The sequence below is a fragment of the Tunicatimonas pelagia genome (genome assembly GCF_030506325.1).
Classification (GTDB): domain Bacteria; phylum Bacteroidota; class Bacteroidia; order Cytophagales; family Cyclobacteriaceae; genus Tunicatimonas; species Tunicatimonas pelagia.
Genome location: NZ_CP120683.1, coordinates 4,309,147 through 4,327,117 on the forward strand (window position 1 = coordinate 4,309,147; position 17,971 = coordinate 4,327,117).

Genomic DNA, 17,971 nt, shown 5'->3' on the forward strand with positions numbered 1-17,971 from the left:
ACGCTTATCCACAAACAAAAGGTCGTATGAAAGTGCTTAAGTTTACCGTTGCTATTCTTTTCTTAGCTGCTGCTAGCAGTTGCTCGTATAAAACATGCCCTACCTATTCTAAAATAGATGCACCGACTAACCTAACGGTCAGCACACAATCCGTAGGCGAGGTTACGCCGACTGAATAGTTTCTACTCCAGCTCTTTGCAAATCCTCCCAGAACCTCGGGTACGACTTGTTCACTACGTCTGGGTTTTCAATGGTCAGTGCCGATTTCATGACTAAGGGAGCAAATGCCATGGCCATGCGATGGTCGTCGTAGGTATCAATCACTAACTCATTAGGCCATACCACTTCTTGGGAGGGGATTAGTTTCCAAGAGCTGCCTCTCTCGTCAAGCTTTGCCCCAATTTTAGCTAGTTCGGTTTGCAAAGCAGCAATCCGATCCGTCTCTTTAATACGAAGACTTTCTAATCCAGTCATAGTGCAGTGTACGCCTTTAGCCGCGCAAACAACCGCTACGGTTTGCGCTAAGTCGGGGCAATCGCTAAAGTCGTAAGAAAAATCTCGAGCATTATTCTGCTTCACCAGCCGAACGCCCTCTGACTCGAAGGCCGATTGTACTCCCAGATTTTCCATAATTTCCACAATGGCTTGGTCGCCCTGGAAAGAGTTTTTTCGTAATCCTTTTAGTAATACTTCACCGTGCTCAGCCAATGCTATAAAACTGTACCAGTAGCTAGCTCCCGACCAGTCAGACTCGATAATATAGCTACCCGATAGATAAGAAGCAGGCTCTATTCTGATTGCCTGCTTATTCTCCCAAATAGAAGATACACCAAAGTGCTGCATCAGCGAAAGGGTCATGCTGATATACGGACGGCTACCAACTTTCCCGATTAGCTCTAGCAGTAGCCCATGATTAAACGTAGGGGCAATCATTAGTAAGGCCGAAATGTACTGGCTGCTAACATCGCCTCGCATTCGTACATGCTTCATGGACTGGTCAAGTGTCATACCCCGTACGTGTACTGGCGGATAGCCTTCTTCTTGTAAGTACTGAATATCCGCCCCAATTTCTCGTAAGGCATCTACCAAAATACGTACCGGACGTTGGTGCATTCGGGGGGTACCCTTAATGATTTTACCTAGCTTCTTTACAGTACAGTAAGCAATCAGAAAGCGCATGGTCGTCCCAGCGTCGAGCACGTCTAATTCAGGCTCATTCGATTGAAGGAGACGTTGCATCGTTTGGGTATCGCGGGCTTCTGACAGATTATGCAGAGTAATTTCTTTTTCCGAAAGTGCCTGAATAATGAGTGCCCGATTACTTTCACTTTTAGAAGCCGGCAGTTGCACTGTGGTGCGAACTGATGAGTTGGGCTTATGAATGTGTAGATATTGCAAAAGAGATGCGATTAAGAATGTAATGCTTTCTAGCGTATTTCGGCAGCAAAAATATTCAAAATTTGGGGTTTGCTCGGTAGATGGTTCTCTTATTTTTTTCGTACTTTGATAAGAGCAATTTTTTTTATTCTATCTAACCCCTTTTTCTATGGATAATGACGAAAAGACTTTAGTAGCCTTTGTGCTTGGCTTAGCAGCCGGTGCTTTAATTGGGCTTGCAGTGGCACCTGAAAGTGGTAAAAAAAATCGACAAAAAATAAACGACTCAGCGAATGATGCTCTTTATGATCTGGAAGATGTATGGGAGGAAGGAGTTGACCGTATCAGAGACGTAGCCGAGGCGGCTGCTGAAGAGCTAGAAAGATATAGCAAAAAGCTTACTAAGAACTTATAGTAACTCTTTTTACATAGCTAAAGAATTAATCTGATGCAAAATAAAAAGCGATGGTTAATCATCGCTTTTCTTATGCTATTTGGAGGAATGCCGCTGCCGCTCTTTAATACGAGCTGCTTTACCTTGTCGTCCTCGTAAGTAGTACAAGCGAGCGCGCCGCACTTTACCTTGGCGAATTAGCTCAATTTTATCAATACTAGGTGAAAGTAACGGAAGGATACGCTCTACTCCTACGCCATTGGATATTTTTCGTACGGTGAAGGTTTCCCCACTAGTATTCCTGTTTTTCCGCTGGATCACCGTTCCTTGGAATTGCTGAACCCGCTCTTTGTTACCTTCCTTAATTTTTACGTGTACGTTGATGGTATCACCCGCCCCAAAGTCTGGAAATTTAGACCGAGTGTCTTGGGCTATTTCCTGTTCTACAAATGTAAGTAGATCGCTCATGGTATTATCGTTAGCTATGGTCTTCTCAAAAAAGGATTGCAAATATAGGAAACACTAAAAAATAATCAAAGCTCAGAAGTACAATATAATTGATGAAAAAGATATCCATACCGGGATACAAGAATATCCATAATCTTATGTGGTTCAGCCGCGCTTGGGTTCACGCAATTTTTCTATATTTCGTAGAGCATAGCCGTAGCCTACCGAATAAGCCTTGTCGTACTACCTAAGGAACGATAACACAATCGCGCGGCGACCGTAATCCATTTGAACTCGTTCTTTTGGGGCGGGACAAGGCGCGAAAACCGAGCATAGCCGGGCTATATGAGGCTTTTCGTAACGCAGTACTGCCCCAAAAATCCAGCGTTCAATTTGAATACTTTATTATCTCACCGTTCCTAAGTAAAAAAGAGCCTAATAAAAGTTGTCTGCTAGCATTACGGGATATTATTCTCGAGCAGGATGAAGACATTACCGAAACCCGGAAGTGGGGAATGCCCTGCTTCTGCTACAAGAAAAAAATGTTCTGCTATCTCTGGACAGGTAAAAAGAATCATGAACTCTACATTTTATTAGTAGAAGGAAAGCACCTGAACCATCCCCAACTGGAAAAGGGAAACCGAACCCGTATGAAAATATTACGCGTGAACCCTTGTGAGGACATAGACATAGCAACCATCGCCAATATTTTACAACAAGCCTTAGATTTGTATCGGAACGGAATAGTGAAATTGAAAAAATAGATTAGCTAAATTTACTACTGATACCGTAAAATGAAGTAGGAAAACGTAGTATGATTCCACTCCGTACATCTCAATACGTAAGAATATACCGTTCGGGCTACTTATAACTAGCTGTATCAATAGCTTATTGAATAGGTGGCAAATAAAACCTCCAGCCCGAATTAGGTATTAGCTAACCGTCTTGTGTTAAAATACCTCCCTGAGTTGACATATCCGCATTACAGGTTGACTAATGATGAAATCATAGCAGCTAGTGTAAAATATTACCCACTGTGGTTGAAAATTCCTCAAATCTTAAATAGCCTAATAAAGAGAATATATTTTTCTAAAATTCAGTATAAAAATTTATTTATATTATATTTTACAATATTTTTAATTGATAATTATGTTTAATTAAAAAAAATATTTTATAATTGAAACAAAATACCACAGATTCAGTAAGTAAATATTAATTGAGCATATAATATTGCACAAAAATTGCTGACTCTACAATAACCTACTGCAAGAATAATGTACGCCATTTAACGTTTTATTCAATTACTACTTTGAATAATATTATGTTAAAAACGTATTAAAAACAACTAGACTTTTACTAAAAAAATTTACATTTTTATAATCCTTATTCCAGTTTTCACGTTAAATATCAAAACTGATTAGGTAGAGTACCAGAAATAGCATTAATAATCACATGGAAACACAAAAAAGCGTAGTAGACTCCCTGAACGACCTGTTAAAGGAAAACTGCGATGCTAAGCGCGGTTACAGAAAAGCAGCTGAACAGTTAGATGATCCTTCATTGAAAGGGTTATTTATGAATTTATCTGAGCAGCGCGACAATTTCAAGAAGATCATCCGGGAGGAAGTTTTAAGCCTAGGCGGACAGCCTCAGGTATTCCGACAAGTAGAGGGGCCTATTCAAGATGCATTTAGTCAGCCCCACCTTTTATTATCCCTCAACACTATTGAAAAGACGTTGGATGGTTGCCTCCGACTTGAGGTGGTAAGCCTTCAGAAATTAAAGCAGCGATTGGCTCAGTACGAAGTTAAAGAGTCAACCCATCAAGTGCTACTGGGGCAGCTAGAAAGTATTAAGGTTACATTGTCTGATATTAAAAAATTGCCTACTGAGCGTGAGCCAGTACTTGATTTTTAGATTGGTAATTAAATCGGCTACTGCCGGTTTTTTTATGACTTGAACCCTGCTGATACAAAACCTCGTTGCCAAACAATTATGTGGGACCAATGCTTTGCAATAAGCGGAATGTCCCAAGCAATAAAACTAGAGGAGCCATCGCGGTTGTGATTGACCGGAATAATTAACTTGCCCTTCTCCCAGCGGCAATGTCCGGTCTGGGTTTCGTCAATAACAGCTTCCCCTCTATCTAACTTTTCCCACAGTAACGGCAGCTGCAACAAAACTACTTTCTGAAATGTAGCCTGCCTAAGTTGCCGAATATCTTTTTCTTTGCAGTCTAATATGCCGTATAATAAATAATCAGCCTGAATTTTGTAGAACTCCGAATAACGCCGGGCTTTGTCTTGATGCTGATCGCGCCGGTAGCGAAAGGTTACGTCCTGGTAGTTAGCGTAGTAGCCGGTTCGAAACCGCTCCTGAACAGTCACCAGTTTGCCATCAGGCTGACTGAATACCCGATCAATGCCATGTTGAATGTCTAACCGCTCCTGCTCTGACTGGCCTAACCGAAACGGCTCCCAACCCAACGGACGGTACACTTGAGGAAGCGCAACTCGCTGGTGCACAAACTCGGTAAATACCCGATCTTGACGGTACGATGTTCCCTGAGATTTCATAGCCCCTCAAGAAACCACTTCGTGGGCTTATTTGCTGATGAATTGCCGCGGGAAGCTTACGATGTAAATAATCGCTTTATTTTGTCGGGGACATACTGCACTGTAGCTTCGGGAAAGTGATCTTTTGTTAATGCGTAATCTTCTTCCCGAAATACGTAAATGACTAGGGAAGCATCTTTCGGCAACACCGCCTCCAGTGACTTCCAAGCCGAGGGAGGTTCAAAGCAAATAACTGTTACTTGCTGCTGATTTCGATAAGCCTGATAGTGTAGGGTAATGTTGATGGGCTCGAAGGTTTGCTCCCGAAGACAAAGCAAGTGAGCGCAAGCTTGCCGGATGCGCGTGTCCTGCGGAGGAATAAACTGCGTTTGAAAATATTTGAACGAAGCCTGCATTCCAGCAACAGTAACCGGCTTTTTCCTGACTCCTTCCAAGCGTAGTACATTATCTTTTAATGACTGCTTCACTTCGTCGTAAGAATTACGGTACTGCTCACTAAGCGCCGTAATTTCTTGTAGGTAAGCACTTACTTTCTTAAGCGTATTGACCGTGAGCTTACGCTCGTACAGCGTTTCCTTACGTGGCGCTTCTACCGAATACCCTTCACTAATCTTTTGTAGCCGAGGGTGTAGCACATTGCGGCATAAATCGCTTTCGTTGTTATTGCAGAGAATACACTGCCGAGTGCCACCATCTTCTTGATTCAGCTCCAAAATAGCCTGTCCGGTTGTGCCTGATCCGGCAAAAAAGTCTAGGAAAATGCCATTTTGCTTATCAAGTAAGCCTAAAATGTACTTGAGCAATACGCTGGGTTTAGGATACTTAATTGGGCTGCCCGAGCCAAAGAGTTGCTTTAGCTCTTTGGTACCGTGGCTAGTCAATGCGTTATTAACGATTGATGACGCTGGGTTACGCGCACTTTTCAGTTCTGATAAGTACTTCTTCAGCACGAATCGCTTGCCCTTTTCCTGAGGGAATACCAGTTTACCTGACTTCTCCCACTCCTTTACCCGCCGTTTAGCAAAGGCCCAGTAGCGTCCATCGGGCGGATAGTAAACTTCCCCCGTGTGGGGGTTCTTAATGGGAAAGCGATCTTTCTCCGTTCCCGATGCCGCCGAAGGGTTATCCGGCATCCAGGGGCCATTCGAATCATTATCTCGGTTAACGTACTTACTAAAATTCTTAGGGACCCCTTTCAACTGGAAGTTTTTCCGATCTCGGGCGTAGACCAAAATATATTCGTGATCGGTAGCAAACTTGTTGGCCGCATCGTTGGGAGTAGTGCGGTTGATCCATACAAAGTTGCCGATAAAATTATCTGAGCCGAACAGTCCATCGCAAAGTAGCTTTAAATGTGCCATTTCTCGATCGTCAATCGAGATAAGTAGCACCCCATCATCAGTAAGTAGCTCCTGTGCCAACCGTAAACGATGGTACATGAAGTTTAGCCACTTGCTGTGCCGACTGGCCGATGATTTATCTTTGCGATTATCATGGTAGGTTAAGTGCGGGTTTCCCGTATTGTAGGGCGGATCAATGTAGATAACATCTACTCGCTGAGCGTGTGTAATTGTTAAGGCCGAAAGTGTATGGTAATTATCCCCTTCTATAATGTAATGAACCGGTGAATCCTCCAGCCCTTCAATATCTAACGAAGGCACCGGTTTTAAGGCTGGAAACATTTGCTCGGCCATCTCAACTACCGTTTCTGGCTGAGCACTTTCCTCCCATACCAAACCACACCGCTCGTTGGGCGGAACAATTAAGGCATCAAATAATATTTTGAGTTGATCCAAAAGAAATCAGGCTACGTTCAGTCGGCTTAAATTACGCTTTCTTAGTCAGAATGAAAAAGGAGCCGGAAAGAGTGTTACCGTACCCGAGTGTTTGAGTGTAAAGTCTTACATTTGACTTCATAAAGTTCAAAACCCTGGACTCCAAAACCGAAGCTGTATACTAAAACTCACAACGCAAAAAACAAACACATACTCACTTCTCTTTTACAAAGGGAATATGATAGGTCTGATAAGCTCCAGAGGCTTCCGCGCTGTAATCTCTTTTTCTTATGGTAAGGTGGTGCACACCTGTAGGGAGAGCTGAAAGCGGCAGGTAAGTGACTATTCCCGGCTGACGATTTTCCTTTCGTCGGTGAAAATAAAGGGGCTCTAGTGGGTACAGAGAGTCGTTAATAGTCACTTGATACAAGTCAGCTAAACAACGTAAGGCAGTCTGAGCACCTTTCTCCGTTTCTGAAGAGCGGTTTTGGCGGGTAGTATCTACCGATGCATCAAAATCAAACGTAATTTTAGCTTTAGAGACAAACCCATCTTCTTGCAATGCCGCTGACTCAGGGCACACTTGCTGAAGCGAATCATTATCCGATACCAAATATGGCAAAAACAAACGAAGGTGGTCGTGCTCTATGTATTCCGAAGGAATTAGTGGAATAAGGGTAGCTTGCGGCTCATCGTACCGATCTTCGTAGTGCTGATTAAATATGTGGTTGGTCGTTTGTTCAGCCGGATAAAATATCTCTTCGCTGTAGCCGTAATTATTAAGTAAGAAGAAGATGAGTACGTAGCCAACTAAGATCAATGCCAGTACCCACTTGCGAACACTACTAATAAGCGTGTAATAAATAGGAGCATACAAGCGAGCTAATGTAACCCATCGGAAGAAACGATAAATAGGAAAGTAGAAGTGAACAAATGGCTTCCACCGGATACGCTTTACCAAACCAAACGAAAGAAAGTCAAGTAAAAACAAGGCTGCCAAGCTAAAGTAAACTAAAAGCAAGGCTGATATGAAAATACCCAATACTTGGCTCAACCAATGAGTATCTGGGTAGTCGACAAACTGATTATTAGCGGTAACTATTACTAGTATAGGCGGTAATAACGATAAACAAAAGGCTACCACCAAAAACACCAGTAGAAAGGAAAAGGAAAATACTGAGCTACTAATTTTATTTATAATCGCTACGTACGATTCGGTGTCTGGCGTTCTTCGCTCTAAATATTTCTGGTACGGCTCGCGGTAGGTAATACGCGACCAATAGCTCCTCCGGGGAAAGGCACTAATCAGGCCCACTATACCGATCCAAAAGCCCCGTAAGAATAAGTAGATAATTAAGTTGACAATGAGGATACGCGAACCGAAGAAGCAGATAACAAACCCAATGACAAATATTTGTTGAACCGGCCCTTGGTTTAAAGTAGCTAGCCAAACATTACCCCACTGCGCTACTAAGTCAGGAACTGGAAGCAGCAGTACTAGCACAAAGCCCGAGAGCAAAAGTTCCATCTCCCAGCTACGGTTTCGTAGCTTCGCTAAACTTTCGGGTAGGTTTGGTTGCTCCATGCGCGGCATCTATTAATTGACACCAAAAAATACTAAATTTTAGATTTCTACCACTAGCGTACCCTAATAAGTTTAGGCTTTCTTGCGCTATTCTACCCGTAGAGAAAAGTTATCTACCGATATCTCCATCAAATATACCTTTGAGTTACCATAGGATGAGAAAATATCGTCAAGATGCAGTATTACGACACCCAAAATTTAGAAAAATTACAATTAGTCCGTAGGATGGTAACCTTATCCGATAGTATCAGGGCAAAAACCTATAATACTACAGGTTCATCGGTAGTGTCGAGCCTTCTTCGCTCTATAATTTGATTGAAGTGCTCAATATTTTCATTGAAATGATTAATAAACAAAGTGTACTTGGCAGACGGGGATAGGGTAGCACGGGCTTCAATATGCTTTACTAAGGTACGATATGCTTCTGAGGTACTTTGTACCAGTTGGCGAGTGTTGGGGGTTTCCTCCTTACTCTTACTAGTTTCCTCCAATCGCTGAATAAATACTTTTTCAAATGCTTGGTTGGCCTTTTTCATCTCACTTACCACATCTTCCAAATGCATATCTTTAATTGCCTGAGCGTAGGCCGGAATGGTTTGAAGGTCGCGCCCAATATTCTTTAGAGCCGCTGTTTCGGCACTGTAGTTTAAGTTGTATAATCGGGTACCATACTTATTAATGCATTCCACTACCTGCTCGCCCGCCGCTCGCAACGTTGCTTTAGGGTGCCGAATATAGCCTTCGCTAATCATCCGCAGACAAATAATGGCCTGGTCTCGCTGATCATCCAAAGCAGATAGTTTTACCCCGGTTTCGCTGGTACTTTCTTGCTTGTAGGCCTGCTCCAACTGCAAATATTCTTTATTCAATCCATTATACTGCGCTTTTACCTGGAGCTTATCTGCGTTGTGTTGATTAACAATAATCAACGAGTTGCGGACGAATTGAATAAACTCTTTAATGCGGTATTTGCTGAGGTTTGCCGATGCAATCATGTCTTTATGGTTTAGCGTTTCAACTTCTGTATCTTAAATTTGGCAAAGCCCCGCTCAGAATAAAAATAAGCCCTTCCGCATACAGTACACGCGTAAGGAATCCTTACTCATCAGGCAGGGAACCTTTGGCTACCTATCACCAGCATCCGTCGAAAATAAAACTCATCCGACGGGTTGCCGACGTGGGAATTAAGCTATCGGAGGGTTCCGACAGGCTGCCAACGCCGGAAGTGGGCTATCGGCGGACTCCGGCGGGTTGCCAACGCCAGAAGTGGGCTGTCGGAAGATTCCGACCAACTAATTCCCGTGTCGGTAGCATATTAACCTCCTCCGATGGGTTACCAATGATGTTGGCGGTGGGGTAGGTCTAATTGGTGGGGTAAACATCGAGGAAATCACGCATTCTTACGTGCGAATCATGGTTCAAACGTTGGCTTACACTTAGGAGATAGCCTGATCAAGTATTTAGCTTCGCTACAATCCATAAAAAAACAGGTACCATACTGGCAAAATTAGTTGAAAATAAGTTGCTGTAAATAGTCACTATGAAAGTTAACAATAAATTAATCTGTTTAGTAGATATTATAATTATTTATTTCTTTATTTGTACATAACAATTTTTTATAATTGTAATAATTAACTTTTTTCCAATCTAATTTTTATTACTATGAGACAACTATTAAATCTTTTTTTGCTCTGCTGCATGGTATTTACTCAGTACAGTTATGCCCAGCAGTACAAACTCACCCAAGAGCTTGCTCTTGAGGGAGGGGGAAATGCCCAACTAGGCGACTCACAAGCCTTTGTACCAAGGGGCGGGGTATTCTATGTACTAGAACAGCAAAACCACGAATGGGTATTGGTGGATACGCTACGTTCGCCAATAGCCAATAAGCCCCTTGGACAAGATATCGCAATCAGTAATGATCAAGCTATTGTCCCAACCAGCCAAACCGTTTATATCTACGAAAAGACAAGCAGTGGGAAGTGGGATGTAGTTCAAGTATTTGATAGCGTTGCCTCAGGGGAAGGGATTATCTCCTCAGTAGCTATTACGAAAGATTACGCTTTTGCGGGTCTGAGTCAGGATGATGGCCCCAACGGAGAACAGTGGGCCGGATCGGTACAGGTCTTTCAGCGTAGCGGTAGCACTTGGCAGCGGGCACAACGGTTGCGCGCCTCCGATACGGGTGCCTTGGACTTTTTTGGAAAGCACATAGAAGCGGAGGGCAATCAACTGATGGTAGGAAACGAAGTTTTTCTTTCAGAAACTAAATCTAACAATACCGCTTATATATTTACCTTGGATGCGTCAGGCGAATGGGTAGAGACCAATCAGCTTCTAGGATTTGTAGAAACGGAAGATGCTGAACAACCTACCTACGGATTTAGTGGTAGCGTTGTAGCCATAGGAAGCCCTGGCGAAACCACAGGAAGTGGAACACCTCCAGGTAGAGTTATTATCTACGAGCAAAAAAATGGTGCCTGGCAACAGACTACCAGCATCCGGGCTTCGGATGCAGAAGAGCAAGACAGATTTGGAAGCGAAGTAGTGCTCTACGGCGATAGTTTGCTAGCCGTACATACTACAAATAAAGGTAGCTACATATATAAAAGGAGTAGTTTTGGGCAGTGGAGCGAGATTCAAATACTCCGGGACTATTATATCGATGACCTGTCGGGAGATATAGCTATAGCGAATGGCTCTGTCCCAGGGAGCGTAGCTTTCTTTAAGGCATCTGGTAACATGGCTCCTCCAATAGTGACTGAGCCCGTTGTGTACGAACTCACCCAAGAGCTTCCGCCAGGAGTAGGATTCACTCAGTTAGATGGTTCTCAGGCTATCGCAAGAAGTACAGGAGTCGCTTACGTGCTGGAACAGCAAAACCACGAATGGGTATTGGTGGATACGCTACGTTCGCCAATAGCCAATAAGCCCCTTGGACAAGATATCGCAATCAGTAATGATCAAGCTATTGTCTCAACCAGCCAAACCGTTTATATCTACGAAAAGACAAGCAGTGGGAAGTGGGATATAGTTCAGGTATTTGATAGCGTTGCCTCAGGGGAAGGGATTATCTCCTCAGTAGCTATTACGAAAGATTATGCTTTTGCGGGTCTGAGTCAGGATGATGGCTCCAACGGAGAACAGTGGGCCGGCTCGGTACAGGTCTTTCAGCGTAGCGGTAGCACTTGGCAGCGGGCACAACGGTTGCGCGCCTCCGATACGGGAGCCTTGGACTTTTTCGGAAAGCACATAGAAGCGGAGGGCAATCAACTGATGGTAGGAAACGAAGTGTTTCTTTCAGAAACTAAATCTAACAATACCGCTTATATATTTACCTTGGATGCGTCAGGCGAATGGGTAGAGACCAATCAGCTTCTAGGATTTGTAGAAACGGAAGATGTTGAACAACCTACCTACGGATTTAGTGGTAGCGTTGTAGCCATAGGAAGCCCTGGCGAAACCACAGGAAGTGGAACACCTCCAGGTAGAGTTATTATCTACGAGCAAAAAAATGGTGCCTGGCAACAGACTACCAGCATCCGGGCTTCGGATGCAGAAGAGCAAGACGAATTTGGAAGTGAAGTAGTGCTCTATAGCAACGGTTTATTGGCCGTACAAACTAGAAGTAAGGGCAGTTATGTTTACAGAAGAACTGGTTTTGGGCAATGGGAAGAAACCCAGATACTGCGAGACTACTACATCATTGATTTGTCGGATGATGTAGCGGTAGCCCGCAACCCTGCTTCAGGTACTATAGCTTTCTTTAAGGCCATTACCCCGTCGCCCGTCGCAGTAGCCGGATTCAATCTTATTGACCCTACCACCGACGAAATAGTTCAGCCAATTCAAGATGGAGACGTTATCAACCTTGATGTTATTTTTAGTCATGGGGACGATCAGTTCTTAAATATTCAGGCGGTTACTACCCCCACGTCGGTTGGTAGTGTGCTACTAGAACTTTCGGGCGATTTGGAACGTACTTCCCGGCAAAATGCGGCCCCCTACGCGCTATTTGGTGACGATGACGGCGACTACCGCACCGGAGAGTTGCACCCGGGAGAATATACCCTTACGGCCACACCGTATCCTGAACGTAACTTTACTGGCGCACCCGGAGTAGTGCAGTCTGTATCATTTACCATTGCGGAGTTTGGTCAAATTACGGGCTTGACTCTTATTAACGCCAACCAAGATCAAGCTATACTGGAAATAGAGGAGGGAACAGTGATTGACTACGCTGAGTACCCAGGGGTTAGTTTCAACTTGCGAGTAGATGTAAGCCCAGAAGCAGTGGGTAGTGTGGGTATTAAAGTAAGCGAAGAACAGCGAGAGGTACTGCGTAACCGCATTCAGAACGCCGCTCCCTACGCCGCTTTTGGCGATAATAATGGTGACTACCGGAATTGGCTTCCTGAACGGGGACGCTACACAGTAGAAGCAACGTCATATGAGCTACGGAACCGGGGTGGGCACGTACTCGACCATCAGTCGTTTACTTTTGAGGTAGTCAATACTAGCGATGAACCCTTTGCTCGTACAGAAGACCTGCCATCTAAGTCAGGCCTTGCAACTGAGATACAACTGTACCCCAATCCGGTTAATGATCGGCTGTGGGCTGAAGTAGCGCACAGCGAGTACTTCACATTATCTATTTATAACCCAATGGGTCAGTTGGTTTACCAAAAAGAGGCCAACGAGTCTTTAGCTGAAGAGATTAATTTTAGTAATCAACAGCCGGGTATTTATATGGCGGTCTTCAATTCTCCTACCGAGCGGATTGTCCGTAAGCTAATGGTGAGGAAGTAGGCATAGCTACTATTATTGGTTAAATAGGGAATAGTTTCTGATGCTATTCCCTATTTTTTTTGCATTACGACAACTATACAAGAAAAGTAAACCTCAAAAAAATTATACCAAAGCCTGGCTATCATACATACTTTTAAAAATAGTTGTGACTCAACTGAAAAAATTAGATACCTTTAGGTAGGGTATTATGAGTTAATACTGTGCTATGCTACGAAACTATCTATTGGTAGCCACTCGCAATCTACGTAACCAAGGCTGGTACGCATTTCTGAATGTGTTTGGCCTTAGCATTGGTATTGCTAGTTGTCTGATGATTGCGCTCTATGTATTTGATGAGCTGCGCTACGATACCTTTCATACTCATGCTGATCACCTATATCGGATAACCCATCACGAAAAAATAAGCAATAGTGAGATAGAAACTCCGTTGACTGTTCCTGCTTTGGCTCCGGCTTCCTCAGAGAGCATCGCCGGAGTAAAGTCTACCGTTCGGGTGTATCCGGGAGGTAGAAAGGTGATGCAAATAGGAGATGAGACTTTAGCTCAAACAGGGTTCATGTACGTAGATGACTCTTTTCTTCAGGTTTTTAGTTACGAAGTACTTGCTGGTGACCCAGCTACTGCTCTACAAAAGCCTAATTCTCTAGTGCTTACCGAAAAGGTGGCGAAAAAATACTTTGGTAGTAGAGAAGCATTGGGCAAATTTGTTCAATTGAGTGATAGTACCTCCTGTAAAGTGACAGCAGTAGTAGCTAATCCACCTCCGTACACTCATCTACCGTTTGATGTACTAGCTTCTTATTCTAGTTTACCCCCTTCGTCAGATAACAATTGGGAAAGGCTAGAATTATACACCTACTTTTTACTGGAAGAAGGGGTAAAAGCAGCTTCAGTAGAAGAAGATTTGCAAACCTTACAGGACAGGTATATATCAACTCAAGTAGCTGAATACAGCACTTACGAAGCTTTTCAACAAGCAGGAAATGAGTATTACCTCTCTTTGCAGCCTATCACTCAGATTCATCTCTACTCGGATCTGTTTGCTGAGTTTAATCCGGGTGGGGATGTAAAGACTTTATACGTACTGATCGCCGTCGCCGCGTTTTTGCTACTAATCGCCTGCGTTAATTTTATGAACTTGGCTACGGCTCGCTATATGCGCCGGGCGCGAGAAGTAGGGGTGCGTAAGGCACTAGGGTCAACCCGAGTGGCGCTAATTGTGCAGTTTTTAAATGAGTCGTTACTGATGAGCTTATTCGCTGCTGTGCTAGGGGTTATATGGGCTCTGTTATTTTTACCAGCTTTCAATAGTCTAACCGGAAAAGAGATCACCTACGCAGTATTTACCGAAGGGTGGCTGATTGGAGGGCTAATCTTACTAATGTTAGTAGTAGGAATGTTGGCTGGCAGTTATCCGGCTTTCTTCCTGTCGGGCTTTCGCCCTACCGAAGTATTGAAGGGAGGTTGGTTTGTTCGCAAGGGAAGTATTGTACTCCGCAACCTGTTGGTTGTCTTTCAGTTTAGTGTATCTATTGGCCTAATAATCTGTACTGTAGTGGCTTACCAACAAATAGCTTATACCCAAAGCAAAGATTTAGGTTTTGATAAAGAGCAAGTGATGGCACTATCCTACTTTGATTTACTAGGTGATCAGGGGACTACTATAAAGGAAGCCATTGCTCAGCAAGCGATGGTAGTAGAAACTTCCGTAGTGAGCGATGTTATCCCTCAAACATACCAAATGACCATGTTTTGGCAACGAGGTAGCGATCAAGAATACCTGATGAATTGGTACACTAGTGATTACGACCATCTGGAAACAATGGGAATAGAGCTGCTCGAGGGGCGAAACTTCTCACGTGAGTACGGTACTGATACTGCCGGAGTATTACTTAATGAAACCGCCGTACGAACGCTGGAAATAGAGAACCCCATTGGGGCGGAGATCAGCTACGAAGATACTGAGATTGGCACATATGAGGTGTTGGGGGTGGTGAAGGATTTCCACTTTCGGTCGTTGCACCACGATATTGAGCCGATGGCTATTTTCCTATCCGAGACTGGCCCTAACATACTGGTTCGCCTTGCCCCAGGTAATGTTTCTAATGCACTGGAGCAGGTAGACTTGGTATGGCAACAGTATGCTCCCGATGTTCCTTTTGATTATACTTTTCTGGATGAAGAATTTGATAGAGCTTTTCGAGCCGAACAGCGGTTAAGTCGAGTCTTCACAGTTTTTTCAGTACTTACCATTATTGTGGCTAGTTTGGGCTTACTCGGTTTAGGAGCTTACTCTGCTCAGCAGCGTACTAAGGAAATAGGGGTGCGAAAAACAATGGGAGCCTCTACCGGAAATCTAATACTATTGCTTTCAAAAGATTTTACCAAGCTAGTATTGCTTGCCTTTGGGATAGCCACTCCAATTGTGTACTTTCTGATGCAATCGTGGCTTAAGCAATTTGCTTTTCGGATAGAAGTAGGAATGCTTCCTTTTGTCTTGGCCGGATTGGGAGCCATGCTACTTGCCTGGGTTACCGTAGGCTGGTTGGCGTACCGGGCTACCCAGGCTAACTTGGCTAATGTACTTCGTCTGGAGTAGGTTCAATAGTGGGGGGCATGGTTGTTTTGTGAAGTTTAGTTACGAGATTCTTACTGTAGGCCACCATTTTCAACATCTCTCGAGGGCTAGCCAACCGTAAGTGTCTGAAGATAAGCAACTCTTTTCCATTGCTCTCTAGGTGATAAATATCGCTCTTCTCTAAGAAGTGAATAAGGTTGGCAGTAAACAACTCCCGAATACCGGCTTCGTCAGTGCCCTGTAGTAAAAACTTTCGGGAGAAGTTACGGTACTCGTTAAAGTCAATATCCTGTTGAGCGGCAATTACCGAAATACGGTCAAGAAATGATTCTTCCTCCAGAGAAAACACCGGCAGCATAAACGGTAGTGAAAGCACCTCTACGGTAAGCCGATAGGTTTCAAATGAAATGAAGGCATCTTTGAGGGAGACATCGCATATTTTCCACTGCACCCCTAGTTTCGGGTACGTACCGCTAATCTGGTTGCTCATATACTCTACTGGGCGCGGCTTAAAGAACTGAAAACGACTAAGGTCAGCAATATCCCAGACAACTTCCGGATTGTAGCCCCATTCATTAGAAGCAGCCGTTTGCTTAAGCTCCACTTGCCGACGAGTAAGCCGGATAAGCTTCGGCTTGGGCTTCTCCAGCACATGCAATGCATACGGATGATGGGAGGAAGTCTTGTGCACGTCTAACCCCGTAAAATGAAATTCTCCGCCATTCTGATTGTACTTTTCGGCATACTCATGCAAGTACTCTAATACGGTATAGTCTACCACCCGAGCGTGGGAAAAATCTATTACTACATTATCCTCTGGAGTTAGCTTTTTGATTTTATTCTGTATCTGAAGGATATTGGTAAAGTTGATAATCCCTTTGATTTTCACTAAGTACGACTGCTCATTCTCCTGAACAATTTTGATGTAGGGGCGACGCATATAGCGAAGGAATAAAGGCAGGGGCATACCACTGCGGGCAAAGTGCAGCAGTAATGTAAAACCAATGCCGACTAATAGTCCTGACATAAGATCGGTAAGAAGAATAGCGACTAACGTAACCACGAGTATAGCTAACTGCTCCCACCCTTGTTGGTAAGCCCGCTGGTACACTCGGGGAGAAGTAAGCATATATCCGGTAAAAAGCAGAATGGCCGCCAATGCTGCTAGCGGAACTTTCTGAATAAAGCTCGTGAATACCACCACAAACAGTAGCACAATTAGCCCGTGCATGAAATTTGACCAGCGAGTAGTTGCTCCGTTGGTAATATTGACTGAACTGCGAGCGATTACTGCCGTAACAGGCAACCCACCCAAAAAACCGGAAATTACGGTGGCTACACCAATTCCAAATAAATCCTTGTTAAGGTTTGTTTTTCGCTTGTAGGGATCAAGCTTGTCTACGGCTTTGGAGATGACTAATGACTCTAGCGATAACACTACCGTTACCACAAAAACCGTTAGCCAAAACACAGGTTCGCCAATGCGCGAGAAGTCAGGGAAAGCCAAACCTTGCGTAATATCGGTTGGTATCTGAATTAAAAAATCATTCGTTAATTGTTCGGTATTGGGGTAGTAAGTTTGAGAAATCCAGCGAAAACCAAAGTATAGCGGAATAGCAGCAATCAGCACCCACATAGGGGCGGGTAGTAGCTTGATAGTTCGGTTCTCAATATCCTTGTAAAAAACTAAGATTGCCAGACAAACGATCGTGATGGTTATAATGAACGGGTTAGCCTGAAGGAGTATTTCCGGGTGAGCCAGCAGTTCCGAAAAACTAGCATCGGAAATACCTAAAGCATGATGAACCTGAGTGCCAATAATAAGAAAGCCAATGGCCGCCAACATGCCGTGAATGGTGGAGGTAGGCACCAGGTTACCTAGTTTCCCCAATCGCAGCAGTCCCATAACGGTCTGTATACTCCCGGCTACTACAAAAACTGCCATAGTGTAGGGCAAGCCCGGCTGGCCAGGTAAACTCATACTTTCTGAAGCCGATAGGGCTACAATAATCAGGGCGTTGGCGGGTCCGTTGATTCCTACGTGGCTTCCCCGGATAAATGTGGTTACCAAACCGCCTACAATTACCGAAATCAACCCCGACATAGGCGGGAAACCTGCTGCAACCGCAATTCCTAGCCCCAGCGGTAAAGCCACCAAAGCCACACTCAGAGCGGCTACCAGATCAGTGCGCCAGTAACGCTTAAATCCTAGCCACCCACTGGGGGGATTTTGATCTGGATTGATAGGAATCATAATAACTAGCTAGGTGATGTTGACCGAATAATATACTGAAAAATTATTAATTTGGGTGGCTAAGCATTTAAAGCAATTCGCTTACAAATAATTATATTAAAATAGTCCGAAAAGTTTCTGAATTTTTACCATTGCACTTTGCAGGTGTAAGCACAAAATCTGCTTCTCTGTTTTTG

At 43.9% G+C, this 17,971-nt stretch carries 13 protein-coding genes; 6 read left to right on the plus strand and 7 right to left on the minus strand.

Annotated elements, in window-relative coordinates:
• Positions 1-162: 162 nt before the first annotated feature.
• The gene (locus P0M28_RS18540) at positions 163-1,398 is read right to left on the minus strand and encodes a 3-phosphoshikimate 1-carboxyvinyltransferase (RefSeq protein ID WP_302204152.1); all 1,236 of its coding nucleotides are present in this window, start codon (positions 1,396-1,398) and stop codon (positions 163-165) included.
• A gap of 148 nt (positions 1,399-1,546) precedes the next feature.
• Here P0M28_RS18540 and P0M28_RS18545 point away from each other — a divergent pair, with 148 nt between their 5' ends.
• Positions 1,547-1,792 (plus strand): YtxH domain-containing protein, encoded by a 246-nt coding sequence (locus tag P0M28_RS18545; protein ID WP_302204153.1) that lies wholly within the window; start codon positions 1,547-1,549, stop codon positions 1,790-1,792.
• 75 nt (positions 1,793-1,867) lie between these two features.
• Here P0M28_RS18545 and rplS read toward each other — a convergent pair whose 3' ends face one another.
• Positions 1,868-2,239 carry a 50S ribosomal protein L19 gene (gene rplS / locus P0M28_RS18550; protein WP_302204154.1) on the minus strand — a complete coding sequence of 124 codons (372 nt, stop codon included), beginning with the start codon at positions 2,237-2,239 and terminating at the stop codon, positions 1,868-1,870.
• Between the two features lie 281 nt (positions 2,240-2,520).
• Here rplS and P0M28_RS18555 point away from each other — a divergent pair, with 281 nt between their 5' ends.
• Both P0M28_RS18555 and P0M28_RS18560 read left to right on the plus strand, forming a co-directional pair.
• Positions 2,521-2,982 carry a DUF1801 domain-containing protein gene (locus P0M28_RS18555; RefSeq protein WP_302204155.1) on the plus strand — a complete coding sequence of 154 codons (462 nt, stop codon included), beginning with the start codon at positions 2,521-2,523 and terminating at the stop codon, positions 2,980-2,982.
• 688 nt (positions 2,983-3,670) lie between these two features.
• Complete coding sequence (locus P0M28_RS18560) at positions 3,671-4,135, plus strand: PA2169 family four-helix-bundle protein (RefSeq protein ID WP_302204157.1); 465 nt, start codon at positions 3,671-3,673, stop codon at positions 4,133-4,135.
• A gap of 32 nt (positions 4,136-4,167) precedes the next feature.
• Here the strand turns inward: P0M28_RS18560 and P0M28_RS18565 are convergent, their stop codons facing one another.
• The 4 genes from P0M28_RS18565 to P0M28_RS18580 form a co-directional block, all read right to left on the minus strand.
• Entirely contained in the window at positions 4,168-4,794 is a 627-nt protein-coding gene (locus tag P0M28_RS18565; RefSeq protein WP_302204158.1) for a hypothetical protein, read from the minus strand.
• Positions 4,795-4,850: 56 nt separating this feature from the next.
• A complete protein-coding gene (locus tag P0M28_RS18570; protein WP_302204159.1) occupies positions 4,851-6,590 on the minus strand; it encodes a site-specific DNA-methyltransferase in 1,740 nt (579 codons plus the stop codon).
• Positions 6,591-6,783: 193 nt separating this feature from the next.
• On the minus strand, positions 6,784-8,154 hold the full coding sequence (locus P0M28_RS18575; RefSeq protein WP_302204160.1) for a hypothetical protein: 1,371 nt from the start codon (positions 8,152-8,154) through the stop codon (positions 6,784-6,786).
• A 260-nt stretch (positions 8,155-8,414) separates the two neighbouring features.
• Complete coding sequence (locus P0M28_RS18580; RefSeq protein ID WP_302204161.1) at positions 8,415-9,149, minus strand: DUF6261 family protein; 735 nt, start codon at positions 9,147-9,149, stop codon at positions 8,415-8,417.
• Between the two features lie 125 nt (positions 9,150-9,274).
• Between P0M28_RS18580 and P0M28_RS18585 the strand changes: the two genes are divergently transcribed.
• From P0M28_RS18585 to P0M28_RS18595, 3 genes are all read left to right on the plus strand, one after another.
• Complete coding sequence (locus tag P0M28_RS18585; RefSeq protein ID WP_302204162.1) at positions 9,275-9,514, plus strand: hypothetical protein; 240 nt, start codon at positions 9,275-9,277, stop codon at positions 9,512-9,514.
• 302 nt (positions 9,515-9,816) lie between these two features.
• Positions 9,817-12,963: a T9SS type A sorting domain-containing protein gene (locus tag P0M28_RS18590; RefSeq protein WP_302204163.1), complete on the plus strand. Its 3,147-nt coding sequence runs from the start codon at positions 9,817-9,819 to the stop codon at positions 12,961-12,963.
• A 205-nt stretch (positions 12,964-13,168) separates the two neighbouring features.
• Positions 13,169-15,562, plus strand: coding sequence for an ABC transporter permease (locus P0M28_RS18595; RefSeq protein WP_302204165.1), 2,394 nt, complete (start codon positions 13,169-13,171; stop codon positions 15,560-15,562).
• Here P0M28_RS18595 and P0M28_RS18600 read toward each other — a convergent pair.
• Positions 15,540-17,795 (minus strand): SulP family inorganic anion transporter, encoded by a 2,256-nt coding sequence (locus P0M28_RS18600; RefSeq protein WP_302204167.1) that lies wholly within the window; start codon positions 17,793-17,795, stop codon positions 15,540-15,542. The two genes, P0M28_RS18595 and P0M28_RS18600, sit on opposite strands and share 23 nt — an antisense overlap.
• Positions 17,796-17,971: the final 176 nt, after the last annotated feature.